Here is a 24786-nt window from a genome sequence, read left to right as displayed (position 1 = left end):
TCGGCGCCGCGACCTGCGGTAGTCGCAGTCCTACAAACCCGGCAGAATGTGCCCATGCCTTCTACCGACACCCTTGCCAGCCTGCAGACCCGCCACGGCGAGCGCTACCGCTGGCTGCTGCTCTTGTCCGTGATGATTGGGACCATGGCGTCCATCATGTCGTCCACCATCATCAATGTGGCGGTGCCGGACATGAGCCGCTACTTTGGCCTGGGGCAGGACCGCATGCAGTGGGTGTCTTCAGGCTTTATGGTGGCCATGACCGTGTCCATGCTGACCACACCCTGGCTGCTGTCGCGCTTTGGTTACCGCACCACCTACGCCTGGGCCATGCTGTTGCTGTTGGCGGGGGGCATTGCGGGCGGCTTCAGCCGCAACTTTGACCTGGTGCTGCTGGCCCGCGTGGCCGAGGGCCTGGCATCGGGGGTGGTGCAACCCATACCCGCCATCATCATCCTGCACGCCTTCGGCTCCAACGAGCAGGGGCGTGCCAGCGGCGTGTTTGGCATGGGCGTGGTGCTGGCACCGGCCATTGGCCCCAGCATTGGCGGGCTGCTGGTGGACTGGTTTGGCTGGCGCTCCACCTTCTTCATGGTGGTGCCGTTTTGCCTGGCCTCGCTGTACATGGGGCAGCGCTTCATTCCCACTTTCACCACCACCAGCGACGACGCAGCTCCGGCTAACAAACCCACGCTGGACTGGCGCGGCCTGGGTTTGGCCACGGCTGTCACCCTGTGCCTGCTGAACGGCCTGGTCTCTTTGCACAACGGGGGCTTTGTGCACTCAGCCCTGATGCTGGGCACGGCGGCGCTGGCACTGCTGGTGTTTGTCAAATGGCAGCGGCGCCTGAGCCACATCCACCGTGGCCCCCACCAGCAGACCCCGCTGATGAACCTGGCGCTGTTCAACCACCGGCAGTTCGCCATGGGCAGCCTGGTTTCATTCATTTATGGCACTGCGCTGTTTGGCTCCACCTACTTGCTGCCGGTGTACCTGCAGATGGGCCTGGGGCTGTCGGCCTCCTATGTGGGCACCATCATGCTGCCCGCGGGCATCGCGCTGGCCATCACCATTCCGCTGGTGGGCCGGCTGGCCGACAAGCACCCCACACATGTGCTGGTCAGCATTGGCCTGCTGCTGTTGGCACTGGGCTTTGCGCTGATGGTGACTGTGGGCCTGGGCACGGCGATTGCCTTTATCGTGGGCTGGGTGGTGGTGGGCCGCATCGGGCTAGGCTTCATCCTGCCCTCGTTGAACCTGGGCGCCATGCGTGGCCTGTCCAAGCACCTGATTCCGCAGGGCTCCAGCGTGATCAACTTTGTGCGCACGGTGGGCGGCGCCGTAGGTGTGAGCGTCTGCGCCATCGTGCTGGAGTGGCGGCTGACCGCACGTGGCCAGTCTCTGGCCCACCCCAATACCAACCCGGAACGGCTCGCCGCTTTCAACGAATCGTTTTTGATGCTGGCGGCCCTGTGTGCCATCGCCGTGGTGGCAGCATGGCAGCTACGCGACAACAAGTCCAAGCGTTGAAGCCGGCGACGCATTGCTATCAAATAGATAGCTTCTAGCGCATATTCTACGGGGGCTATCGCCCTATTTATTCCTGTAAACCGTGGCAGCGGCTTTACCCCGTGTTCACACTTCGGCGCATTGACACATGCCCACGTACCCCGCACCATCGGCGGTAACAACCCAACGTGAGATCCACTTCCACCATATGACATCGAATTCGGACAAAGAGTGCATCCTGGTACTGCAGGGCGGCGGCGCGTTGGGGTCTTACCAGGCAGGCGTGTTTGAAGCCCTGAGCAAGGTCTACCGCGAACCCACCTGGATGGCAGGCATCTCGATCGGCGCCATCAACTGCGCCCTGATTGCAGGCAACCCGCCCCACACGCGTGTAGCGCGGTTGCGTGAATTTTGGGAGCTGGTCAGCTCCGCGCTGGCGCCCCGCACCGTGGCCAGTGCACCGCTGCGTGAGCTGTTGAACGAAACCAGTGCCAGCCAGGCCATGCTGTTTGGCGTGCCAGGGTTCTATGCGCCGCGCTTTCCACCCGCACCGCTGCAGCCCCGTGGCACGCTAGAAGCCATTAGCTACTACGACACCGCGCCGCTGCGGCAAACGCTGGAGCGCCTGGTCGACTTTGATCGCATCAACACGGGCACTGTGCGGCTATCGGTGGGTGCAGTCAATGTGCGCAGCGGTAACTTTGAGTACTTTGACTCGGCCAAGCAGCGCATCGATGTGCGCCACATCATGGCCAGTGGCGCCCTGCCGCCGGGCTTTGCGCCCGTGGAGATTGATGGCGAGCACTACTGGGACGGAGGCCTGGTCTCCAACACGCCACTGCAGTACGTGCTGGACCAGCCGGGCGACCAGCAGCGCACCGTGTTCCAGGTCGATTTGTTTGCCGCAGCGGGCGCCCTGCCCGCTACGCTGACCGAGGTTACCGAGCGTGAGAAGGACATCCGTTTCTCCAGCCGCACCCGGCTCAACACCACCATGGAGCTGGACCGCCAGGTGATTGCCCAGGCCGCCCAGCGCCTGCTGGCCAAGTTGCCGCCAGAACTGCGCCACGACCCTGACGCCCGCGCGCTGGCCCGCCTGCGCTGCGAAGGTGGTGTGGACGTGGTGCACCTGATTTACCGAAGCAAGCACTACGAAAGCCAGTCCAAGGACTACGAGTTCTCCCGCCTGTCCATGGAAGAACACTGGGACACCGGCCGCGCCGACATGGCCCACACGCTGCACGATGCGCGCTGGACCGGGCGCGAGCGCAACGCCACTGGTGTGCGCGTGTTTGACCTGACTTCCGACACCCCAACCCAGAAAGTACCGACATGAAACTCCAAGACAAAGTCTGCATCGTTACCGGCGCCGCCAGCGGCATTGGCAAGGAAATCGCCCTCTCCTATGCCCGCGAGGGTGGCAAGGTCGCCATTGCCGATCTGAATAAAGACGCGGCCCAGGCGGTTGCGGATGAGATCACCAAGACCGGGGGCACGGCGATGGCCGTGGCCATGGATGTGACCAATGAAGACCAAGTGAACGCCGCCGTAGCCGAAGTGGTGGCCGCCTATGGCGGAGTGGACGTGCTGGTGAGCAATGCAGGCATCCAGATCGTGCATCCGATTGAAGAGTTTCCGTTTGCCGACTGGAAGAAGATGCTGGCCATCCATCTGGACGGTGCCTTCCTCACCACGAAGGCCGTCATGCCCCACATGCAAAAGTCCGGCAACGGCGGCAGCATCATCTACATGGGATCGGTGCACTCCAAAGAGGCTTCTGTGCTCAAGTCCGCCTACGTCACCGCCAAGCACGGACTCATCGGCCTGTGCAAGACCGTATCCAAGGAAGGCGGCAAGTACAAGATACGCGCCAACGTGATTTGCCCCGGATTTGTACGCACGCCGCTAGTGGAAAAGCAGATTCCCGAGCAGGCCGCCGCATTGGGCATCAGTGAGGAGGATGTCATCAAAAAGGTGATGCTCAAGGAAACCGTGGACGGTGAGTTCACCACGGTGCAAGACGTGGCCGAAGTGGCGCTGCTGTTCGCCAGTTTCAAATCCAACGCGCTGACCGGTCAGTCCATCGTGGTCAGCCACGGCTGGTTCATGCAGTAAGCACTGCACCTCGGCCACCACAAACATGGCGCCGGTTGAGAAATTCAAGAAAGAAGCTGGCTAGGCACATCAAAGCGATATACAAAGCCATACTTACTATCATCTGCCCAATAGAGGAAAGTCAACGATGCAAACGGACGTCTCCATGAGCACCATATTGGCGCAAAAGCTTGTCTTGGCCGTTGAGGGGATGCCTGCTTTTCCAGAGAGCGTTCGTAAAATTTTGGTTCTGACCCAAGATATCAATTGCACGCCAAAGGATCTGGTCCAAGTCATTGGCAAAGATCCGGTTGTCACGGTGAGAATACTTCGCGTAGTCAATTCGTCGTACTACAGTTTGCCAAAGAAAATTTCCTCCTTGGACCATGCTGTAGTCTATTTGGGCTTCAACACCATCAAGAACCTAGCCGTGGCTATTGCGGCAATAGGCGCGTTGCCCCAAAAGAACCCTGCTGGATTCGAAGTGCAACCGTACTTGCAGCACTGCTTGTCGACTGCAGCAATTGCGAAATACTTGGCATCCAGAGTACCGGATGCAGACCCGGTCGACTGCTTCATTGCCGGGTTATTACACGACTTTGGGAAAATCGTATTGGCGCAATTCAAACCCGTTGAATTTCGCCTTGCCCTTCGCAATAGTCAGGAGGAAGGGGAATCGCTCCATCTGACACTACGAAAGATCATCGGCGTGGACCACGCCACTGTGGGGGCGATGCTGGTCGAGAAATGGCAGTTTCCCAGCCAATTGATTGAGGCCATTCGCTACCAGTACGGTCCCGAACTTCCGGATACCAGTCTTAGCGCATGTGTGTTTGCCGCCAACCAGATCAGCAAAAAATTGGAGCTCGGTTTTGCAGGGAACACCCATGTGGAGGAATTTCCGGTCTTTGTACGGCAACGGCTGGGGGGCACCTTGGAAGATCTGCTACTTACGCTCGGCGACATGAAGTCTATGTTTGAGGATGTACATATCGCGTCCTTGCTTTGATTTAACTGTGGCCATCGATCAAGACGACCAATTCCTGGTACAGCCTCTCTATCTCTTTGAAATCTATGTTTAATTTTTCGTGTGATCCCATCCGGCGAATCCATCCACGCTCTGACAATGGAGGGACTGCGGCCAAAGGATCAGCCTCCAAATTGAGCCCAAGCGCAACGGCATCAGCGAGATGGATGACTTCGGCGAAGGCACTGTAGTCTTTGGCGCTCGGGTCTAAATCGTCGTCGCCTCCGAAACTATGATGGTCACCAATCGCGACTGCAATGGCTTCTGGAAGATGCCAATGCCGACATAACGCCGCACCGATAGTCGCGTGATTAAACCCAAAAACCTGTGCTTCAGCGTCGATCGTCAATAGATTGCCGGATGCTCGAAGCGACTGCACTTCTTCATATTGGGCAGTAAATGTGGCCATGAGTGCCAGCTTCCCAATATCGTGCAGGATTCCCGTTAAAAACAGAAGGTTAGGATTGAGCTTGTTGCTCCGTCCGATTGCGGCTGCGCATATGGCGACGGCAATACTGTGGCGAAACAGCCTTTGAACCTCGACGCCATTCGCCAACCCAGGAAATTTTTGTGCGGTCATCATGGCTGCAGTGACGACTAACCTAAGGTTTGAAAAGCCTAAAACGATTACGGCTTCATGAATGGTCTGAACCTGGTTGGGTAAACCATAGAAAGGCGAATTGGCAATTCGCAATACCCTCGCGACCAAGCCTTGGTCCCGTGCAATGGCCTGAACGACCTGATTGATATCTGCGTCGTCGTCATTCAGGTACCCCAAGACCACTCTCGTGGTACTCGGCAAGTTCGGCAGTTGCTGAACGGCTGCAATCGCCTGTTCCAAGCTTGGTCGCATTAATTTTCCTTTTGCTTCAGGAAGGCCAGTACAGCAACCTGAAGCGCTCTGCTGGCTGGGCCATTTCCGGAGAGACGGAAGCGCCGCTGCACTTTCAAAGTTTCATTGTCTGAGTCAGAAAGTGCTGCATGTGCAACATTTGGTTGCACCATCATGGTTTCTGTAACCACCGGCCTGGGCGACGTTTCACTCATGTGGCACTCCTCGAAAAAAAACGAACACCATTCCGGAATGGTGCCCACTGCTAGCCAAGTTGCGCCCCGCCAAGCTCCACCGTCGTCCTGCCGCATCAACATGGTCTGAATAGCTCACCTCTGTAGATGGCCAGGATGGGAGTGTCCCAACGAGCGATGAAATGGTGTCCTCGTCTATTCCTAGTCCTACAAACGCCTCATTCCTGAGAACAATCATTCCACTTGGATCGAGACCTAACACCGGAATGGGCAATAGGTGGAGAGTTTGCTGCGCCACCGAAAGTGCCGTTTGGCCGACCAGTGATCTGCGCGCTTGCTCATCCAAAAGCACCGCGAGCGCCTTGTTGCTGCGATTGAGGTCTTCATTCATCAACCCAATTTCGCGCGTGAGCCGACCATTCTCATCGCTAAGCTCTTTATGCCTGAACGCTTCTAGGATGTTGTCCTTTAGGCCTTGATCATCCCAAGGTTTGCTCAAAAACTTGTAGATTGCACCTTGGTTGATGGCATTCGTTATGGATTGCATGTCCGCATAGCCCGAGAGAACCATCCGCACGGTGTCTGGATATAGTTCTTTCGCTAGGCGTAAAAATTCTTCGCCTGTCATATTGGGCATACGCTGGTCCGAGACGATGACGTCCACGTCGTTCTTCGCCAGCAATTCCAATCCTTCAGCGCCTGAGCCGGCACTTAGGATCCGATAGCCCTCGCGCCTGAGCAGCCTCTTTAGTGCAGAAAGGATGCTTTCCTCATCGTCCACCAGTAGCAACGTCCTTGTTTTGGTGGGGCGACCAATCAGCTCTGGGGGCAAACGCCAACCAGATGCGAGCAATGCGACAGTATCAGTCGCAGGCATCGGCTTGCCGATAAAATAGCCCTGAACCGTATCGCAGTGCTCAGCAACTAGCTTTGACAATTGCGCCTCCGTCTCCACACCCTCAGCAATGAGGGATAAATTGAGACTGCGGGCCATTCCGATGATCGCGCGGGTAATGGATGCGTCGTTGGGATTTGTGGTGATGTCCTGAACAAAGGTTCTGTCAATTTTCACAGTATCGATGGGCAGGCGCTTCAGGTAGGCCAGACTTGAGTATCCGGTTCCAAAGTCGTCAATCGAAAGTCGAACGCCCAGCGCCTTCAAGCGAAATAAGAGCACCTCCGTTTGTCGAACATCCTGCATCAATAGGCTTTCTGTCAGCTCCAGTTCCAGCCTCTCCGCAGGCACCCCGGATTCCGAAAGGATGGCTTTGACCGATTCCGGATAGGTCAGATCTACAAGTTGCCGAAGGGAGACGTTGACCGCCATGGTCAGTCTGTCGTGCCCTAAGAGATCCCAGGCTGCGAGTTGCTGGCAGGCGGTTCTAAGAACCCAAGCGCCTACGCGGTCTATCAATCCCGTTTCTTCCAGGATCGGGATGAATTCCGATGGAGGCACGATTCCCCTAGTGGGATGCAGCCAGCGTATCAAAGCCTCAAACCCAGTAATTGCCCCGCTGCGGCATGAAGCCTTGGGTTGGTAGTACACCAAGAACTGTCCTTGTGCCACCGCTACAGCCAACTCCGTCTCCAAGTGGAGACGCGCGCCTAAAACCGGTGTCATGCCGGGTTCATACAGGAGCCAACTACCTCTTGACACGACCTTGGCCCTGGAGAGGGCGGCTTTTGCGTGGTGCAATGCTTGATCAATAGTGGTTGCCTCAAGTTTTTGTGCAACACCCAATTGCGACTTCAACGTATAGGCAATGCCTATGGTGGCGCCTACAAAAACTTCTTTCCCCGCTATTAGGTAGGGACGCATTAGCTCCTCTATCAAAGTCGAGGCGATGCGACCGACTTCTTCAAAGTTTGCAACGTTCTCAATCAACAATGCAAACTCATCGCCGCCATAGCGGGCCAGAAAGCTGCTTGGCTCGGCACGTGTAGAAATCCGTTTCGCAGCTTCCGCCAAAACATTGTCACCGGCGGACAGTCCCATGGCCTCATTCAGAGAGGCCAGATGATCCAGATCAATGCAGAGAAGCGCCACGTCCAAGTCTCGCGGCAAGGAGTTCAATTTTTCCAACAGCACGCCGCGTCCTGGCAATCCCGTGGCGGAGTCAATGCCATGCTCATGAGATGCCCGATTTAAGCCCTGCAAACCCTCTGTCATTCAATCCTCCCTAGGGATTTATCAACCAGCTGCCGTTTATATTTTTTGTGGCGGCTTAATGGGCAACACCATTTCGATGTCGTCTCTGGATTCTCGCTGCTGCAGCAATCTAATCAACTTCTCCGTCAGCACATGTTCTGCGCTCAGCAAAACGATACCGTCGTGGGTCTTGAGATCCCTCGCCATCACCATGCCTGGCACCAGTTCACTGGTTTTGAGCATGATCGCCGGCGCTTCCGCTACTGGAGCAGCATTCAGGGTTACCTGCAAAAATACGTCAACCACCTCAGGGTTAAATTGAGTACCCCGTCCGCGTGCAATCATGGACCGGGCTTCACTGGTGGACAGCTTAGCCTGACTCAGGTTCCCTGCTTGAAGATCCAAAAACGCTTCGACCACCATCAGAATACTTGCCGCTACGGATATAGCGTCCCCGGCAAGGCCGTCGGGAAACCCGAGTCCATCGTACCGCTCATGATGCGATCGGATCAAAGCAGCGACTCCGTACATATCGTCCTGCGACATCAACGCCTGCTCACCCCACACCGGATGTCGCCGATAGAGGGTCAATTCACTTTCCGACAGCCGCCCGACTGGCTTTGACAACACCTCATCAGATAGTCCAATCTGTCCAATGTCGTGCAACAACCCGGCAACAAAAAGCTCCTGCTGAGCGGCGTCAGGTAGTCCCATGCTCGACGCCGTGCGACGCGCTAGGTCTGCCACCAAGCGTGAGTGCCCGCTGAGGTTGCCTCCACGCAATTCCATCAAGTTGGAAAACACCTTGATGGTGTTCAGGTAATTCTTTTTGAGTTTCCCATTGGCAGCTTGGAGTTCCTGGGTGCGCGCCTGAACCTTGGCTTCCAAACCTGCGTTGAGGGTTTTTAACTCTTCGTTCTGAAGAAGTACCTGATCTTCTAGTTTTTTCTTCTCACGCTCCAGCACCTTGCGTTCAAGCGCCTGCTGCACGATCAAGACTAGATCGTGATCGTCCCATGGCTTGGTGATGTAGCGATAAATCTCACCGCGATTGATCGCCTCAATGATGGAAGAAACGTCCGCATAGCCTGTCAGCAAAAGGCGCATCGTGTCTGGCCAGCGCTGACGCACCTGCTCCAAAAACTTGGAACCGTCCATTTCGGGCATTCGCATGTCAGATATCACCAGATCCACGGGTGTACTCTCCAACACCGTCAGCCCGGCTTGGCCACTCTCCGCAACGATCACTTGAAATCCATGGGGACGTAGAAGACGCCTTAAAGCCGAAAGGATGTTCGCCTCATCGTCCACGCACAAAACGGTGCGTAAATTCGGGCTTGCTTCGACTGGCAGCGCACTCATTTCTATTCCGCCTTATCTGTTTGCGTCAGTGGAAGTAGCAACCGGAACGTCGTTCCTTTTCCAAGCTCCGTTTGCACGTCAATCTGCCCCCGGTGTTTTTGAATAATTCCGTACGATAGTGACAACCCCAATCCCGTCCCCTTTCCAACCGGTTTTGTGGTGTAAAACGGGTCGAAAATTCGCGGCACCACCTCTTTCGGAATGCCGCTGCCATTGTCTGCAACTTCAATCCATGCGGATTCATTCTCAACACCAGTGCGGATCCATATTTTCCCACGGTCTGTCCCGATCGCATGGGCCGCATTCACCACCAGATTCATGACCACTTGGTTGATCTCGGACGGAATGCATTGCACCGGCGGTATGTCACCGTATTCTTTGATGATGTCCGCCTTGTATTTCACTTCGTTATTGACCACATTCAAGGTGGAGTCAATGCCCTGATTCAGGTTGGTAAAGCTCCATTCCGGCTTGGCATCTACGTGGGAGAAGTCCTTCAAATCCTGGACAATTTTTCGCACCCGCACGATGCCTTCCTTGGACTCTTTCATGAGGTCCGGAATGTCCTCTTTCAGAAAATCGACTTCCAAGGCCAAGCGCTTGGCCTGTAGCTCTTTGATCACATTGGGATCGCCGCAACTTTTCTCAGCACCTTCGTACGCGCTCAGCATTTCAAACAGGCTGCCCAGATAGGTTTCCAACATACCATAGTTGGAAAAAATGTACCCAATAGGATTGTTGATCTCATGGGCGACCCCAGCAGCCAGTTGTCCGATGGAGGCCAACTTTTCTGACTGCACCAAATGCTCCTGCGCAGTGACCAGCTTGGCATTCAGCAAGTTGAGCTCTGAATTTCGTTTGGTCAGCTCTGCGGTTCGCTGCTCAACGATCTCTTCGACCTCCAGCTGCGATTTCATTAGAGCATTCTCGGCAATTTTCCTTTCCGTAATGTCCTGTAGCGTTTCTATGGCGCCAACGATCTCTCCGTTCAAATTTCTAAGTGGCGCGGCGGTGAAAAAAAGCCATCTTCCGGAGGTTCCCAATCGTGGGAAAAATCCTTCAGCCTCGTAGGCGTCTGGAATGATGAGCGAGCTGCGATATGTGTTTTGGTACAGATCAGAAATGATGTCGATCATGGCGCCATCCACAATGAGATCCGCCATTACGGGGCGCTCAGCACCGTAGAAAACTTTACCTAGACCTTTTCGCCCGACGACGTCAGAAGCTGGAACGCCGAGCAGTTGAGCACATGCCTTGTTGTAGTGGGTTACAACGTGATCGATATTGACAATGAAAGTAGCGATCGGACTACCCTCAAAGAAGCTCGACGGTTCAAGATTGTTAAGTCCAGAGTTCATATGCTGGCGTAGGTGTTTTATTGTGAACAAAACTTAAAACGATCAACATTCAAACAGGCACTCACTATTGACGCTCTCGAATTGTGACCGCATGTTTTCATGGCTCCCCCCCATCTTGTTCAGAAACTGTAACTTGTTTTGCAAGTCAGGAGTGTTCATCACTTAAAAATTTCATGGGGTAATGGTCAGTGGATGACGGTACACAAGCTAACACCATTTGGCGGCAGTGACCAGAACGATTTGCATAAACTCCATCTGGCTACATACACCAATGTAGCTTTACATCCTATTTCTGCGGTATGACCACGGCTAGGCAATTTGATGGTGAGATACTTGAAGGTTCCCACCATCCCGCACGGTTTTGAAACCCTTACTGCACCGCAACCGCTGCCCCCGCAATGGGCTGCCAACATACGCCCCATGAGCTCTGCGCGCATTCAAGGTTGGTGCCCCGGTGCGCTGCGGCCCATGTTGGCAGAAGACGGGTGGGTCGTGCGGATACGTCCGCCGCTGGGTCGGCTCACACCGGCCCAGGCCCGTGGCCTTGCAGCGCTGGCCAGCAGCCATGCGCAAGACACTGTAGAGATCACTAGCCGCGCCAATCTACAACTGCGAGGCATCACGGATGTGGACTACCCCGTTCTGCTGTCAGGCCTGCAAGCGCTGGGCTTGGTGGACACCGATGTACGGGCAGAGTCGCGCCGCAACCTGCTGCTTGCCCCGTTCTGGCAAGCCGGCGACGGCACGACCGAGGTGGCCAGCGCGTTGGCCCTGGCACTGAATGCCCCGCAAGCCCCGGATCTCCCTGCGAAATTTGGCTTCGCGCTGGACTTTGGAGATACGCCGGTCCTGCGCACCAATTCGGCGGACATTCGCATGGAGCGTTGTGATGCCGGTTTTCTGGTGTATGCGGATGGCAGCGCCATCGGCGCGCGGGCGCATCGGGACGACGTAGTTGCCGTTGCCATGGCACTGGCGCAGTGGTTCATCGAGGCCGGTGGCCTTGCAACCCCACGCAAACGCATGGCGTCCCTGGTTGCCAGTCAGCCACTGCCGCGCCGTTTCACCACCACGCCGGTGCCAGCTGCAGCGCAGCACCAGCCGCCATTGGGTCGTGTGCCGCAGGGCTATCTGGCGGCCCTGGAGTTTGGGCAGTTGCCTGCAACCACCCTGGCCGCGTTGGCAGAGTTGGCGCACCTGCGCCTGACACCCTGGCGCAGCGTGCTGCTGGAAGGCATGGAGGCCATCCCCGCTCTGCCAGACCTCATCACCCGCGCCGACGACCCGCGCTTACGCATCCACGCCTGCACGGGCGCCCCCGGGTGCGGGCAGGCAGCAGGCGCTACCCGACCACTGGCCCGCGCACTGGCCGCCTCCCTGCCGGTCGGCCAGACACTGCATGTCTCTGGCTGCACCAAAGGCTGCGCCCACCCCGCGGCCGCATTGACCGTGGTGGCCACTGCCAACGCCTACCACCTGATTCACCACGGAAGTGCCGCCGCCCCACCCGATGGGGTGGGGTTGACCCCGGCGGAGCTTGCCACCCAGATACAACAACGACTGCATGCGACACCTTTATGAAACCGATGGCGAGGCCATCTACCGGCAGTCCTTTGCCATCATCCGCGCCGAGGCCGACCTAGCCCGCTTTGACGCCGTGGAAGAAATGGCCGCGGTGCGCATGGTGCATGCGGCCGGCATGGTGGGCCTGGAGTCGCATATCCACTTCACGCCCGGCATGGCCCAGGCCACCCGTGCCGCGCTGGAGGCCGGTGCGTCCATTTTGTGTGATGTGCGTATGGTGAGCGAAGGCATTACCCGCAGCCGCTTGCCTGCCGACAACACCGTGATCTGCACCTTGCAGGAGCCCGAGGTACGCGCATTAGCGCAGACCCTGGGCACCACCCGCAGCGCTGCTGCGGTGGAGCTGTGGCGCCCACACCTGGCCGGGGCCGTGGTGGCCATTGGCAATGCGCCCACCGCGCTGTTTCACCTGCTGAACCTGCTGCAAGACCCCGACTGTCCAAGGCCTGCCGCCATCATTGCCTGCCCGGTGGGCTTTGTGGGCGCGGCCGAATCCAAAGCTGCGCTCATGGCTGCGCCGCCAGTGCCATCCATGGCGGTGAGCGGCCGGCTGGGCGGCTCGGCCATCACGGTGGCAGCCATCAACGCGCTGGCCAGCCGGAGGGAGATTTGATGGGCCGCATTGTCTGTGCCGGCCTGGGGCCTGGCGACCCCGATCTGATGAGCGTGCGCTCGGACCGCGCCATCCGCAGTGCGGGACATGTGGCGTACTTCCGCAAAAAAGGGCGCCCCGGCCAGGCTCGGCGCATTGTGGAAGGCATGCTGGCACCGCACGCCGTGGAGTACCCCATGGAGTACCCGGTGACCACCGAGCTGCCCTTTGACAGCCCCGAGTACATCCACTACCTGGCCACCTTTTACGACGACTGGGCCCAGCGCCTGGCCGAGTTGGCACAAACGCAAGACGTACTGGTGCTGTGCGAGGGCGACCCTTTTTTCTACGGCTCTTTCATGCACCTGTACACCCGCCTGCAGGGCCGTGCCCAGGTGGATGTCATCCCCGGCATTCCCGGCATGGTGGGCTGCTGGTCGGCCACCCAAACCCCCATCACCTGGGGCGATGACGTCATGACCGTGCTGATGGGCACCTTGCCCGACGCCGAGCTCCGGCGGCACATGCAGTCCGCGGACGCGCTGGTCATCATGAAGACCGGGCGCAACCTGCCCCGCGTGCGCCGTGCACTACAAGCCACCGGCCGGCTGGAACAGGCCTGGCTGGTGGAACGCGGCACCATGCCGGGCCAGCGTGTACTGCCACTGGCCGAGGTGGATGGCAATGACTGCCCTTACTTTGCCATCGTGCTGGTGCACGGCCAGGGCCGGCGCCCGGAGGTGCAGGAATGAGTGGCTGGCTGTGCATTGTCGGCCTGGGGCCGGGCGACGAGCAGTTAGTCACGCCCGAGGTCAGCGCTGCGCTGGCCCAGGCTACCGACGTCGTGGGCTACATCCCCTACGTCGCGCGCATCGCGCCGCGGCCGGGGCTCACCCTGCATGCCTCGGACAACCGGGTGGAGATGGACCGGGCCCGTGCGGCGCTGCAGATGGCAGCCGCGGGACAGAAGGTGGTGGTGGTGTCATCGGGCGATCCTGGCGTGTTTGCCATGGCTGCGGCATTGTTTGAGGCGCTCGAAGGCCAGCCACAGTGGCAGACGCTGGACATCCGCGTGCTGCCCGGCATTACCGCCATGCTGGCCGCTGCGGCCAAGGCTGGTGCGCCGCTGGGCCACGACTTTTGTGCCATCAACCTCAGTGACAACCTGAAGCCCGCCAGCCTGATCGAGGCACGGGTGCGTGCTGCAGCCGGAGCTGACTTTGCCATAGCCTTTTACAACCCGCGCTCAGCCAGCCGTCCGGATACCTTTGTACGCATCCTCGCCGTGTTGCTGGAAATATGCGGCCCGGACCGGCTCATTACCTTTGCCCGCGCAGTGAGCACGCCCGAAGAGCGCATTGCCACCGTCACCCTGGCGCAGGCCCGTGCCGACATGGCGGACATGCGCACCGTTGTCATCGTGGGCAACAGTGCGACCCGGCAGGTTGGCCGCTTTGTCTACACGCCGCGCGCAGTTGCCACGCCGGTGTTGCCATGATGGCCCGTAATCCACTGCAGGACCTCGTCAACGCGCGCCACCGTGGGGCGCAGCGGAATGGCCGGGCGGTCGATCAAGATGACGGGCAAGCCCAAGGCACGGGCGGCGCTGAGCTTGGCCTCGGCGCCGCTGCCGCCCGAGTTTTTGGCCACGACGTGCGTGATGCGGTGCTGCTGCAGCAAGGCGGTGTCGCCAGCCTCGGTAAACGGGCCACGCGCCAGTACGATGTGCCCGCGCTCGGGCGGCAGCTCCAGCGAGGCGTCCACCAGGCGCAGCAAAAACCAGTGCTGCGGCTGGGCCAGAAATGGCGCCAAGTGCTGGCGGCCAATGGCCAAGAAAACACGGACTGCTGCATCAGGCAATGCACCCACTGCGGACTCCATATCGGGCACCTGCTGCCAATGGTCACCTGCCTGGGCCTGCCAGGCTGGGCGCTCCAGCGCCAGCAGCGGAATACCGGTAGCCGCACATGCGGCCACCGCATTGCAGCTCATCTGCACTGCGAAGGGGTGCGTGGCGTCCACCACATGGCTGATGTGCTGCGCCTGCAACCAGGCGCGCAAACCGTCCACGCCACCAAAGCCCCCGACCCGCACCGGCAGCGGCTGCAGCAGCGGCGATTCGGTGCGACCTGCGTACGAAAAAATGGCGTCCACCTGCGCATCGGCCAAAGCCTGGGCCAGGCGGCTGGCTTCGGTGGTGCCCCCCAACAAGAGAACACGCGGTATGGCTGAACCCTGGCTTTCAATCATTGGCATGGGGGAGGATGGGCTGCATGGTCTGTCGGATGGTAGCCGCTCGGCCTTGGCGAACGCACGGCATGTGGTCGGTGGCCCGCGACACCTGGCCTTGGCACAGGCGGGGGAACGCGGCATCGCCTGGCCCGTACCGTTTGATATCGCGCCTGTACTCGCACTGCGTGGCCAGTCCACCGTGGTGCTCGCCTCGGGCGACCCGTTTTGGTTTGGTGCCGGTGGCAGCCTGGCCCAGCAGCTGCGCCCCGGTGAATGGCAGGCATTTCCCGCACCCAGCACCTTTGCTTGGGCTGCCGCCCGCTTGGGTTGGGCGCTGGAAACTACACATTGTTTTGGGCTACACGCCACACCGTTTGCGACCACCCGGCAGGCGCTGCATACGGGTCAACGGCTGGTCTGCCTGCTGCGCGATGGCGCGGCGGTCACAGGCTATGCGCAGTGGCTGACAGCGCAGGGCGCGGGCGATTCCCGCGTCTGGGTGCTGGAGGCTTTGGGTGGCCCTCGTGAACGCGTGCGCGAGGCCACGGCACGGTTTTGCGATTTCGCAGATGTCATGGCACCAGTGGCCATCGCGGTAGAGGTCGTTGGCTTGGCTGGCATGGCGCGCACGCCCGGGCAGCCCGACGCAGACTTTGCCCACGATGGCCAGATCACCAAATCACCCGTGCGGGCCATCACGCTGGCCGCGCTGGCGCCACGCCAGGGTGAACACCTGTGGGACCTGGGTGCGGGCTCCGGCTCGGTGGCCGTGGAGTGGTGCTTGGCTGGCGGCACAGCCAGCGCCGTGGAACAGCATGGCGAACGAGTCACCAATATCCAGGACAACGCGCAGCGCTTTGGCGTGACCACGGCACTATCGGTGGTGCACGGGCCTGCCTTGCTGGCGTTGCAGGACTTGCCCAGACCCGACGCGGTGTTTGTGGGCGGTGGGTTTGACCTGGTGCTGTTTGAAGCACTGCGTGCGGTCATTCCCGAAGGCTGCCGCCTGGTGGTCAGTGCAGTCACGCTAGAAACCGAGTCAGCACTGCTGCAACTGCATGCGCTGCATGGCGGCGAACTGCTGCGCATCGAGCTGGCGCATGCGGCGCCGCTGGGGCGCAAGCGCGGCTGGCAGCCCAGCCGCCCCGTAGTGCAGTGGAGTACCCGGCTGTGAAGGGCCGGACATGAGCGTGGCTGGGTTCGGGTTTCGTGCAGCAGCGACGACAGAATCCTTGAAGCACGCTCTGGCGCTTGCCCTGGGGCAATCGGATGCCCCCATCGCCCTGACCGCGCTGGCCACGGCTTGGGACAAGGCGGCCTCACCGACGTTTGTGCGCTTTGCCACTGATCTGGGCTTACCGGTGCTGACCATTTCTGCAGAAACATTGCGCGCGCAGCAGGCGCACACCAGCGCCCATGTGCCTGCACGTTATGGCCAGCACAGCCTGGCCGAATCTTCTGCACTGGCGGCCGTGGGCCCCGGTGCACAACTGCTGGGGCCGCGCTGTGTGTCCCCGGATCGCCTGGCCACTGCCGCGGTTGCGTGTGTCCTCCCTGAAAATACCTCCCCATGACTGTTCACTTTATTGGCGCCGGCCCCGGCGCCCCCGACTTGTTGACCCTGCGCGGCCGCGACCTGATCGCCGCCAGCCCCGTGTGCTTGTACGCAGGCTCTCTGGTGCCTGAGGGTGTTCTGGCGCATTGCCCGGCCGGTGCCCGCATCGTCAACACGGCGCCGCTGTCGCTGGAGCAGATCATTGATGAGATTCGCGCTGCGCATGCGGCGGGGCAGAACGTGGCGCGCCTGCATTCGGGCGATCTGTCGGTCTGGTCCGCCATGGGCGAGCAGCTGCGCTGCCTGCGCGAAGAGGGCATTCCCTATACGGTCACGCCCGGCGTTCCCTCGTTTGCGGCTGCCGCGGCCACGCTGGAAGCTGAGCTGACGCTGCCAGGGTTGAGCCAGTCAGTGGTGCTGACACGCACCTCCGGGCGGGCCTCGGCCATGCCGGATAGCGAATCCCTGCACAACTTTGCCCAGACCGGCGCGGTGCTGGCCATCCATCTGTCCATCCACGTGCTGGCGCGCGTGGTGCAAGAACTGACCCCGCATTACGGCGCCGACTGCCCGGTGGCCGTGGTCTGGCGTGCCAGCTGGCCCGACGAGCGCGTGGTGCGCGCGACCCTTGCCACCGTGGAGGCTGCGGTGGGCAACGGAATGGAACGCACAGCGATCATTTTGGTAGGCCGCACCCTGGGCGCGCAGGACTTTGCCACCAGCCGCCTGTATGCCGGCGACTATGACAGGCGCTACCGCCCCGTAGGCACTGCCCCCCGCTTTCCCGAGAGCGGCACACCATGATCGAACTCAGCCTGGTGGGCATGGGCACTGGCAACCCGGACCACATCACCCGTCAGGGCGTAGCCGCGTTGAATGCGGCGGACGTGATCCTGCTGCCCCGCAAGGGCGCGGACAAGGCTGACTTGGCCGACTTGCGCGCCGACCTCTGTGCGCAGCTGATCACCAACCCGGCTACGCGCGTGGTGGGCTTTGACATGCCGGTGCGCGACAGTGCCGCCCCGGACTACCAGGGCGGGGTGAACCGCTGGCACGACGCCATTGCAGAGGTGTGGCTGGCGCACATCCAGGCCCATTTACCCCAGGGCGGGCGTTTGGCCTTGCTGGTGTGGGGCGATCCATCCCTGTACGACAGCACGCTGCGCATTGCCCAGCGCTTGGCGCTGCAACTGCCACTGCGGGTGTCGGTGGTGCCGGGCATCACGGCCTTGCAAGCCCTCACCGCAGCCCACGCCATTGCGCTGAACGAGATCAATGCGCCGGTGACCATCACCACGGGACGCCGCCTGCGCGACCATGGCTGGCCTGCAAATGCCAGCACCGTGGCGGTGATGCTGGACGGCCAGTGTTCTTTCCAACAGTTACCCACAGAGGGCGTCTACATCTGGTGGGGTGCCTACCTCGGCATGCCGAACCAAATGTGCATCAGCGGTCTGTTGGTCGATGTCGGTCAAAAAATTCTCGAACAACGCCAGACTGCACGCGCCGCGCACGGCTGGATCATGGACACCTACCTGCTGCGCAAGAGCGATCCCGACCCCGCCTGACGTGGCATGTCCGTATCAGTACGGCAGCTGAAAGCCATTGCGCCCTGCGCTGATGCGCAGCACGGTGGGCACACCGTCCACCGCCTGGGCCGACAGCGACACACTGGCACCGGGCACCAGCAGGCTGCGGTCGCCGGGGCGGAAGGTGACGATCGGCGCCTCGGGTGGCACCACGATGGTCTTCTCACCGTCTTTGTATTTCACCTGCAGCGTGCGGCCAGAGGCCCCGGCCACCACCTGGTCCACCGTGGCATTGGTCATGGTGCTTTGCGGTTGCAGGTCAAAGGGCCGATGGCCCTCGCCCAGTCCGCGGGCGGTTTCAGGGAACACGGTCACCGCAATCGCGCGCTGCGTGCCATCGACCTGGGGCACGGCCGCGGTGCCAATGAAGCTGCCTGGCTGGATGTCCGTCAAGGCGATGGGGTACACCTCGGACACGGCCAGCTCTTTGGGCAGCGCCAGTTCGATGACTTCACCGCCCCGCTCCTTGAGCGTGAGCGTGGTGGCAGTGGCCTGCTGCACCACGCCGCGCAAGCGCAGCGTTGGCGTAGTCGTCTGCGCTACGGCCAGACTGGTGATGACGCCGAGCAGCAGGCAGAAAAAACTGCGGTAAAGCACATGCATGGGGAGACTCCGTTGAAGTGGCTCAAGCCAGTCTACCGCGAGAGTCCTTTGGCTTTGGTACTCTCTATCTATGCCCTCACTACGCTTCATCCTCGCAAACCCGGACACCCACCGCGCAGCGCTTCTTCAATTGAATGTGGAATACATGACGTGGGTGCTGGCTGAAGTCGAAAAAATCACCGGCACCCACGCAGAAGAAATGCTGGGCATGACGGTCCCGCAGTATGTTGCGAGTGTGATCGACAAGGTCTGTGGGGCCCCGCCCCCCCAAGGCGCCTTTTATCTACTGGAAATCGATGGCGTGGTTGCGGGCATGGGGGGTATTCGGCGTGTGCGAGATGGTGTGGCGGAAGTCAAACGCATCTACGTGCGCCCGGAACACCGCGGCAGGCAATTGGGAGAGACGATTTTGCTGCGCGTGCTGGACGATGCAAAACAGTTTGGCTATCAGCATGTCTTGCTCGATTCAGGTCCGTTCATGCACTCTGCCCACAAGGTGTACCAAGCGCAGGGCTTCGTCGATTGTGCAGCGTATGCCGAGGCAGAAGTACCAGCAGCATGGCACGCCATGTGGCGCTTCATGGTGCGCTCTAACTGAGCGTTCTGATACGCACTAAACCATGGTGCCGGTAGCCGGGTTCACGGCGCAACCAGTGATGCGCCAGGATTTGTTCTTCTGCTTTTGCAGCGTATAAATCGCGATCCAGGGCGTGCCATCCTCCTCGGTCAGCTGCACCTTGAGCACGGCCTCGCTCGCATCACCCACCGGCTTGAGGAAGACGGTGGACGCGGGTCGGTACACCACCTCGTACTGGTTGCGCACCATGGCCATAAAACGTGCTGCAGTGCCCATCAGGTTGCGGATATTGGGGGCCGCGTAGGAAAAGGCCTTGTCCGCATCGTCCTGTGCGAAGGCATCGAGCTGGCTACGCACCACACTCAGGACTTGCTTCTCATCCTTGGGGCTCAGCCCCTCGGCATGGGCAGCTACCGCCCCCAACGCCAAAAAGAACAGCAGCAGGCACCGCGACAACAACCTGGAAAATCCGGCAGAGCGCTTGTCCATAGGAGTACCTCCAACGTCAAAACCTTCACGGCCCACCGAAGTTCAGTGGTCGAGTTTGGACGGGCTGCTCAGGCTGGCCAGTGCGTCCATCCAGGCGGCTTGCTGGGCACTGCACTTCATATGGCGCTGCAGCTCTCGCTGGAAGACCGTCAGCCGCGGCGGGCGCGACTGAGCGGGCGGTGTCAAGGATTTGCTAGGCTGCCGTACGTAAGTCATTGGCCTTCCCCCGAGTGTTGGAACCATATTAGCAAGTTGTGCAGCGCTTGGGGGACGTGGGCCCAATTTTCGGCATGAAACAGACAGCGCGCTGGTCGGCTACTTCATCCCCAGCCCCATGGACCGCGTGATCACTTCTTTCATGATCTCGTTGGTACCGCCATAAATGCGCTGCACGCGCGCATCGGCGTAGGCGCGGGTGATGGGGTATTCCCACATATAGCCGTAGCCGCCAAACAGCTGCACGCACTCGTCCATCACCTTGCACTGCAGGTCCGTGGTCCAGTACTTGGCCATGCTGGCCGTGGCCGTATCCAGCTTGTCCTGGCCAATCAGCTCGCAGCATTTGTCTACAAACACGCGCGCCACCTGCACCTGGGTCTGTAGCTCGGCCAGCGTGAAACGGGTATTCTGGAAACTGGCCACCGGCGCGCCAAACACCTTGCGTTCTTTCACGTAGTCCACGGTCCAGTCAATGGCGGCCTGGGCTGCGGCCACGGCGGTGATGGCAATTTGCAGCCGCTCCCAGGGCAGTTGCTCCATCAGGCAGATGAAGCCCTTGTTTTCATATGCCTTGCCACCCAGCAGGTTGTCGGCTGGCACACGCACGTTGTCGAAAAACAGCTCGGACGTGTCCTGCGCCTTCAGGCCCAGCTTTTTGAGGCGCTGGCCCACGCTGAAGCCCGGCATGCCGCGCTCCACCAACAGCAGGCTGGTGCCCTTGCCACCGGCGGCCGGGTTGGTCTTGGCCACCACCACGACCAAGTCCGCATGCCAACCGTTGGTGATGAAGGTCTTGCTGCCGTTGAGCAGGTAGCTGCCATCGGCTTGCTGGATAGCGGTTGCTTTGATGCCCTGCAGGTCCGAGCCCGCAGCGGGTTCACTCATGGCAATGGCGCCCACCATCTCGCCGCTGGCCAGCTTGGGCAGGTACTTGGCCTTTTGCTCGGGTGTGCCGTAGTGCAGGATGTAAGGCGCCACGATCTCGCTGTGCAGTCCAAAACCTATGCCGGTGAAACCACCACGCGCCAGCTCTTCCATCTGGATCACCGAGTACAGCTTGTCCGCCTCCGAGCCGCCGTAGGCCTCGGGCATGGTCATGCACAGAAAGCCGTTCTCACCGGCCTTGTTCCACACGGCGCGGTCCACATAGCCCTGCTCTTCCCATTCGGCGTGAAAGGGCGCAATCTCCTTCTCCATAAAGCGGCGAAAGCTGTCGCGGAAGGACTCGTGGTCGGGGGAAAACAGGGTGCGTTCAATCATGGGGATGCCCTTGGTTCTGTGACAATATTTTTACAAAGCGTTTGCTTGGTAAAAAGAATATACTGCAATTCAGTCCAGAACGACAGGCCCCGCCCTGCGCACGAACAACACTAGGAGACACCCCATGAGCGAAGCATTTGTGTTTGACGCCATCCGCACCCCGCGCGGCAAGGGCAAGAAAGACGGCAGCCTGCATGAGGTCAAGCCTGTCACCCTCTTGGCCGGTCTGTTGACCGACCTGCAGCAGCGCCACCAGTTCGACACGGCGCGTGTGGACGACGTGGTGATGGGCGTGGTGTCCCCCGTGGGCGACCAGGGCTCGGTCATCCCCAAGGTGGCCGCGCTCAAGGCGGGCTGGGACTTCCAGGCGGCCGGTGTGCAGATCAACCGCTTCTGCGCCTCCGGCCTGGAGGCCGTGAACATGGCCGCGCAAAAGGTGCGCTCGGGCTGGGAAGACCTGGTGGTGGCGGGCGGTGTGGAGAGCATGAGCCGCGTGCCAATCGGCTCCGACGGCGGCGCCTGGGCCATGGACCCGGAGACCAATTCGCAAACCCTGTTTGTGCCGCAAGGCATTGGCGCGGACCTGATTGCCACGCTGGAAGGTTTCACCCGTGCGGATGTGGACGCCTATGCACTCGAATCGCAGCGCCGCGCCACCAAGGCGCAGGCCGCGGGCTACTTTGACCAGTCGGTACGGCCCGTGAAAGACGCGCTGGGCCAGACGATTCTGGCGCGCGACGAGTTCATCAAACCCGGCACCACCCTCGAAGGCCTGGCCGGGCTCAAGCCCGCGTTTGCCGACATGGGTGGCATGGGCTTTGACGCCGTAGCGCTGACCCGCTACCCGCAGGTGGAGCGCATCCACCACGTGCACCACGCAGGCAACTCGTCGGGCATTGTGGATGGCGCTGCCGCCGTGCTGGTCGGCAACGAAGCCGCAGCCAAGGCGCACAACCTGACACCGCGTGCGCGCATCGTCGCCACGGCCCTGAGCGGGGCCGACCCCACCATCATGCTCACCGGCCCCATGCCCGCCACGCGCAAGGCCTTGGCCAAAGCGGGGTTGACGGTGGACGATATCGACCTGTTTGAAGTGAATGAGGCCTTTGCCGCGGTGGTGATGCGCTTCATGAAAGAGATGAAGGTGCCACACGACAAGGTGAACGTGAACGGCGGCGCCATCGCCATGGGCCACCCGCTGGGCGCTACGGGCGCCATGATTCTGGGCACGCTGATTGACGAGCTGCACCGCCGCAAGCTGCGCTACGGCCTGGTCACGCTGTGTGTGGGCGGCGGCATGGGCATTGCGACCATTGTCGAGAGACTTTGAGACGTTTTAGGCCTCTAGCCCCCGTATCCATTGCGCAAGCAGCTCCTTATTTCATAGCAGGTTACTCCCATGAAAACCATCCAATATTCGCTAGCCCACGGCATTGCCACCATCACCTTCGACGAGCCCGACTCCCCCGTCAACACCATGTGCCTGCAATGGCAGGAAGACATGGACGCCGTGGCCGCGCGCGTGCTGCAAGACAAGGACAGCATCACCGGCATCCTGCTGGCGTCCGCCAAGACCACATTTTTTGCCGGTGCCGACCTCAAGGCCGCCAAGCGGCTGACGCCGGCCGATGCGCCGCGCATTTTTGAAGAGATTGAACGCGTCAAAAAGAACTTCCGCACCATCGAGACCTTGGGCAAACCCGTGGTCAGCCTGCTCAACGGCACAGCGCTGGGCGGCGGCTGGGAGGTGGCGCTGGTGGGCCACTACCGCATTGCCGTGGACGACAAGAAAACCCAGTTTGGCCTGCCTGAGGTGACGCTGGGCCTGCTGCCCGGCGCCAGCGGTGTGACCAAGATGACGCGCCACCTGGGCCTGATGGGTGCGCAGCCCTACCTGGTGGAAGGCAAGACCTTCAGTCCCGCCGAGGCCAAGGGCCTGGGCCTGGTGCATGAGCTGGTGGCGCCCGGCCCCGATGCGGCCGCCGAGATGAAAACCCGGGCCCTGGCCTGGATCGCCGCCAACCCCAACGCCCAACACCCTTGGGAGGCCAAGGGCTACAAGGTGCCCGGCGGCCTGCCCTCCTCGCCCGCCGTGGCTGGCATGTTGCCCGTGGTGCCAGCGGTCATCAAGAAAAACACCCGCGGCCTCTACCCCGCACCCGAGGCCATCATCGCCTGCATGGTCGAAGGCCTGCAGGTGGACCTGGAGACCGCGCTGCGCATCGAAAGTCGCTACCTCGCCAAGCTCATGTCTGGCCCGCAGGCCAAGGCCATGATCAACACCTTTTTCTTCAACCTCAACGCCATCAAGAGCGGCCAGAGCCGCCCGGCCGGCGTGCCACGCTTCAAGCCCGCCAAGGTGGGCCTGCTGGGCGCGGGCATGATGGGTGCGGGCATTGCCTACAGCCAGGCCAGCAAAGGCATTGCCACGGTGCTAAAAGACGTGAGCCAGGAGAAGGCCGACCTGGGCAAGAGCTACAGCGCCAAGATTACCCAAGGCCGTGTGGACAAGGGCCGCATGAAGCCCGAGGCGCAACAGGCCATCCTCGACCTGATCCACCCCACCGGCAGCGCCGCCGACCTACAAGGCTGCGACCTGATCATCGAAGCGGTGTTCGAGAACCGCGAGCTCAAGGCCAAAGTAACCAAAGAGGCCGAAGCTTTACTGGCGCCCGGTGGCTTCTTCGCCTCCAACACCTCCACCCTGCCGATCTCGGGGCTCGCCAAGGCAAGCGACCGGCCTAACAAGTTCATCGGCATCCACTTCTTCAGCCCGGTGGACAAGATGAAACTGGTGGAAATCATCAAGGGCAAGCAGACCGACGACGAAACCGTGGCGCGCGCCTATGACTATGTGCAGGCGCTGGGCAAGTTCCCCATCGTAGTGAACGATTCGCGCGGCTTCTTCACCAGCCGCGTGTTTGGCACCTTTGTGATGGAAGGCGCGGCCATGTTGGGCGAAGGCATTCCCGCCGCTGCCATTGAGAACGCTGGCATCCAGTGCGGCATGCCAGTGGGCCCACTGGCCGTGCTGGACGAAACTGCACTCACGCTGAGCCTGCATGTGATGGAGCAGACCCGGAAAGACTTTGAGGCCGAGGGCAAGACCTATGTGGCCACACCGGGCGAACTGGTGGTGGAGCAAATGGTGCGCAAGCACGAACGTCCAGGCCGCGCCGGCGGTGCGGGCTTCTATGAATACCCCACAGACAAGGGCGCCAAGAAGTTCCTCTGGCCCCAGCTCAAGCCCCTGTTTGAGAAAGCGGATGCCCAGTGGACCGTCACCGACCTGAAAGACCGCCTGCTCTACCGCCAAGCCGTGGAGACCGCGCGCTGCCTGGCCGAGGGCGTGCTGACCAGCGTGCACGATGCCAACATCGGCTCCATTTTCGGCATCGGCTTTCCGGCCTGGACCGGTGGTGCCATGCATTTCATCTACGGCATGGGTATCGAAGTATTTGAGGCGCGGGCCGCCGAGCTGGCCGCGCAGTTTGGCCCGGGTTTTGCACTGAGCGATGATGTGAAGGCCGCCATTCGTCGTCACCAACCTCAGTACTGATC

At 60.6% G+C, this 24786-nt stretch carries 25 protein-coding genes; 15 read left to right on the top strand and 10 right to left on the bottom strand.

Annotation, left to right across the window (positions count from 1 at the left end):
* Positions 1–54: 54 nt before the first annotated feature.
* The 4 genes from J2X15_RS01670 to J2X15_RS01655 all read left to right on the top strand — a co-directional run bounded on the left by J2X15_RS01670 (position 55) and on the right by J2X15_RS01655 (position 4612).
* Entirely contained in the window at positions 55–1530 is a 1476-nt protein-coding gene (locus J2X15_RS01670; RefSeq protein WP_310338833.1) for a DHA2 family efflux MFS transporter permease subunit, read from the top strand.
* A gap of 187 nt (positions 1531–1717) precedes the next feature.
* Entirely contained in the window at positions 1718–2845 is a 1128-nt protein-coding gene (locus J2X15_RS01665; RefSeq protein WP_310338831.1) for a DUF3734 domain-containing protein, read from the top strand.
* On the top strand, positions 2842–3624 hold the full coding sequence (locus J2X15_RS01660; protein ID WP_310338828.1) for a 3-hydroxybutyrate dehydrogenase: 783 nt from the start codon (positions 2842–2844) through the stop codon (positions 3622–3624). The genes J2X15_RS01665 and J2X15_RS01660 overlap by 4 nt, the downstream gene beginning before the upstream one ends.
* A gap of 145 nt (positions 3625–3769) precedes the next feature.
* Entirely contained in the window at positions 3770–4612 is an 843-nt protein-coding gene (locus J2X15_RS01655) for an HDOD domain-containing protein (RefSeq protein WP_310338825.1), read from the top strand.
* 1 nt (position 4613) lies between these two features.
* Here J2X15_RS01655 and J2X15_RS01650 read toward each other — a convergent pair whose 3' ends face one another.
* From J2X15_RS01650 to J2X15_RS01630, 5 genes are read right to left on the bottom strand one after another with little or no spacing between them, the layout of a single operon-like run.
* A complete protein-coding gene (locus J2X15_RS01650) occupies positions 4614–5483 on the bottom strand; it encodes an HDOD domain-containing protein (protein ID WP_310338823.1) in 870 nt (289 codons plus the stop codon).
* A complete protein-coding gene (locus J2X15_RS01645) occupies positions 5483–5677 on the bottom strand; it encodes a hypothetical protein (RefSeq protein ID WP_310338820.1) in 195 nt (64 codons plus the stop codon). The genes J2X15_RS01650 and J2X15_RS01645 overlap by 1 nt, the downstream gene beginning before the upstream one ends.
* Positions 5670–7826 carry an EAL domain-containing protein gene (locus tag J2X15_RS01640; protein WP_310338817.1) on the bottom strand — a complete coding sequence of 719 codons (2157 nt, stop codon included), beginning with the start codon at positions 7824–7826 and terminating at the stop codon, positions 5670–5672. The genes J2X15_RS01645 and J2X15_RS01640 overlap by 8 nt, the downstream gene beginning before the upstream one ends.
* Before the next feature lie 36 nt (positions 7827–7862).
* Positions 7863–9167 carry a response regulator c-di-GMP phosphodiesterase, NosR family gene (nosR, locus tag J2X15_RS01635; protein WP_310338815.1) on the bottom strand — a complete coding sequence of 435 codons (1305 nt, stop codon included), beginning with the start codon at positions 9165–9167 and terminating at the stop codon, positions 7863–7865.
* A gap of 2 nt (positions 9168–9169) precedes the next feature.
* Positions 9170–10525 (bottom strand): ATP-binding protein, encoded by a 1356-nt coding sequence (locus J2X15_RS01630; RefSeq protein ID WP_310338813.1) that lies wholly within the window; start codon positions 10523–10525, stop codon positions 9170–9172.
* 420 nt (positions 10526–10945) lie between these two features.
* On the opposite strand from J2X15_RS01630, the gene cobG reads away from it, so the two are divergent.
* The 4 genes from cobG to cobJ are packed head-to-tail and all read left to right on the top strand — an operon-like array spanning position 10946 to position 14199.
* Positions 10946–12106: a precorrin-3B synthase gene (gene cobG / locus J2X15_RS01625; RefSeq protein WP_310338811.1), complete on the top strand. Its 1161-nt coding sequence runs from the start codon at positions 10946–10948 to the stop codon at positions 12104–12106.
* Positions 12090–12722 carry a precorrin-8X methylmutase gene (locus tag J2X15_RS01620; protein ID WP_310338808.1) on the top strand — a complete coding sequence of 211 codons (633 nt, stop codon included), beginning with the start codon at positions 12090–12092 and terminating at the stop codon, positions 12720–12722. Before cobG ends, J2X15_RS01620 begins: the two co-directional genes overlap by 17 nt.
* The gene (locus J2X15_RS01615; protein ID WP_310338805.1) at positions 12722–13453 is read left to right on the top strand and encodes a precorrin-2 C(20)-methyltransferase; all 732 of its coding nucleotides are present in this window, start codon (positions 12722–12724) and stop codon (positions 13451–13453) included. Before J2X15_RS01620 ends, J2X15_RS01615 begins: the two co-directional genes overlap by 1 nt.
* The gene (cobJ, locus tag J2X15_RS01610) at positions 13450–14199 is read left to right on the top strand and encodes a precorrin-3B C(17)-methyltransferase (RefSeq protein ID WP_310338803.1); all 750 of its coding nucleotides are present in this window, start codon (positions 13450–13452) and stop codon (positions 14197–14199) included. The genes J2X15_RS01615 and cobJ overlap by 4 nt, the downstream gene beginning before the upstream one ends.
* On the opposite strand, the gene J2X15_RS01605 is transcribed toward cobJ, so the two are convergent.
* On the bottom strand, positions 14160–14927 hold the full coding sequence (locus tag J2X15_RS01605) for a cobalt-precorrin-6A reductase (protein ID WP_310339682.1): 768 nt from the start codon (positions 14925–14927) through the stop codon (positions 14160–14162). The genes cobJ and J2X15_RS01605 overlap by 40 nt on opposite strands.
* On the opposite strand from J2X15_RS01605, the gene cbiE reads away from it, so the two are divergent.
* Genes cbiE through cobF form a run of 4 tightly spaced genes read left to right on the top strand, consistent with a single transcriptional unit; the run spans position 14926 to position 18056 of the window.
* Entirely contained in the window at positions 14926–16107 is a 1182-nt protein-coding gene (cbiE, locus tag J2X15_RS01600) for a precorrin-6y C5,15-methyltransferase (decarboxylating) subunit CbiE (protein WP_310338801.1), read from the top strand. The genes J2X15_RS01605 and cbiE overlap by 2 nt on opposite strands.
* A gap of 10 nt (positions 16108–16117) precedes the next feature.
* On the top strand, positions 16118–16507 hold the full coding sequence (locus J2X15_RS01595) for a cobalamin biosynthesis protein (RefSeq protein ID WP_310338798.1): 390 nt from the start codon (positions 16118–16120) through the stop codon (positions 16505–16507).
* Complete coding sequence (gene cobM / locus J2X15_RS01590; RefSeq protein WP_310338795.1) at positions 16504–17292, top strand: precorrin-4 C(11)-methyltransferase; 789 nt, start codon at positions 16504–16506, stop codon at positions 17290–17292. Before J2X15_RS01595 ends, cobM begins: the two co-directional genes overlap by 4 nt.
* Positions 17289–18056 (top strand): precorrin-6A synthase (deacetylating), encoded by a 768-nt coding sequence (gene cobF, locus J2X15_RS01585; protein WP_310338793.1) that lies wholly within the window; start codon positions 17289–17291, stop codon positions 18054–18056. Before cobM ends, cobF begins: the two co-directional genes overlap by 4 nt.
* Positions 18057–18071: 15 nt before the next feature.
* Here cobF and J2X15_RS01580 read toward each other — a convergent pair whose 3' ends face one another.
* Entirely contained in the window at positions 18072–18680 is a 609-nt protein-coding gene (locus tag J2X15_RS01580) for a hypothetical protein (RefSeq protein ID WP_310338790.1), read from the bottom strand.
* A gap of 70 nt (positions 18681–18750) precedes the next feature.
* Between J2X15_RS01580 and J2X15_RS01575 the strand changes: the two genes are divergently transcribed.
* Complete coding sequence (locus J2X15_RS01575; RefSeq protein ID WP_310338788.1) at positions 18751–19278, top strand: GNAT family N-acetyltransferase; 528 nt, start codon at positions 18751–18753, stop codon at positions 19276–19278.
* Positions 19279–19293: 15 nt separating this feature from the next.
* Here the strand turns inward: J2X15_RS01575 and J2X15_RS01570 are convergent, their stop codons facing one another.
* From J2X15_RS01570 to J2X15_RS01560, 3 genes are all read right to left on the bottom strand, one after another.
* Positions 19294–19746, bottom strand: coding sequence for a DUF4864 domain-containing protein (locus tag J2X15_RS01570; RefSeq protein WP_310338786.1), 453 nt, complete (start codon positions 19744–19746; stop codon positions 19294–19296).
* Positions 19747–19788: 42 nt separating this feature from the next.
* On the bottom strand, positions 19789–19962 hold the full coding sequence (locus J2X15_RS01565) for a hypothetical protein (RefSeq protein ID WP_310338784.1): 174 nt from the start codon (positions 19960–19962) through the stop codon (positions 19789–19791).
* 99 nt (positions 19963–20061) lie between these two features.
* Complete coding sequence (locus J2X15_RS01560; protein WP_310338782.1) at positions 20062–21225, bottom strand: acyl-CoA dehydrogenase family protein; 1164 nt, start codon at positions 21223–21225, stop codon at positions 20062–20064.
* 124 nt (positions 21226–21349) lie between these two features.
* On the opposite strand from J2X15_RS01560, the gene J2X15_RS01555 reads away from it, so the two are divergent.
* Complete coding sequence (locus tag J2X15_RS01555; RefSeq protein WP_310338780.1) at positions 21350–22555, top strand: acetyl-CoA C-acetyltransferase; 1206 nt, start codon at positions 21350–21352, stop codon at positions 22553–22555.
* A 69-nt stretch (positions 22556–22624) separates the two neighbouring features.
* On the top strand, positions 22625–24784 hold the full coding sequence (locus J2X15_RS01550) for a 3-hydroxyacyl-CoA dehydrogenase NAD-binding domain-containing protein (protein WP_310338778.1): 2160 nt from the start codon (positions 22625–22627) through the stop codon (positions 24782–24784).
* Positions 24785–24786: the final 2 nt, after the last annotated feature.

The sequence above is a fragment of the Rhodoferax saidenbachensis genome, from assembly GCF_031457975.1.
Taxonomy (GTDB): Bacteria; Pseudomonadota; Gammaproteobacteria; order Burkholderiales; family Burkholderiaceae_C; genus Allorhodoferax; species Allorhodoferax saidenbachensis_A.
This window is presented reverse-complemented; position numbering and strand designations above follow the sequence as displayed.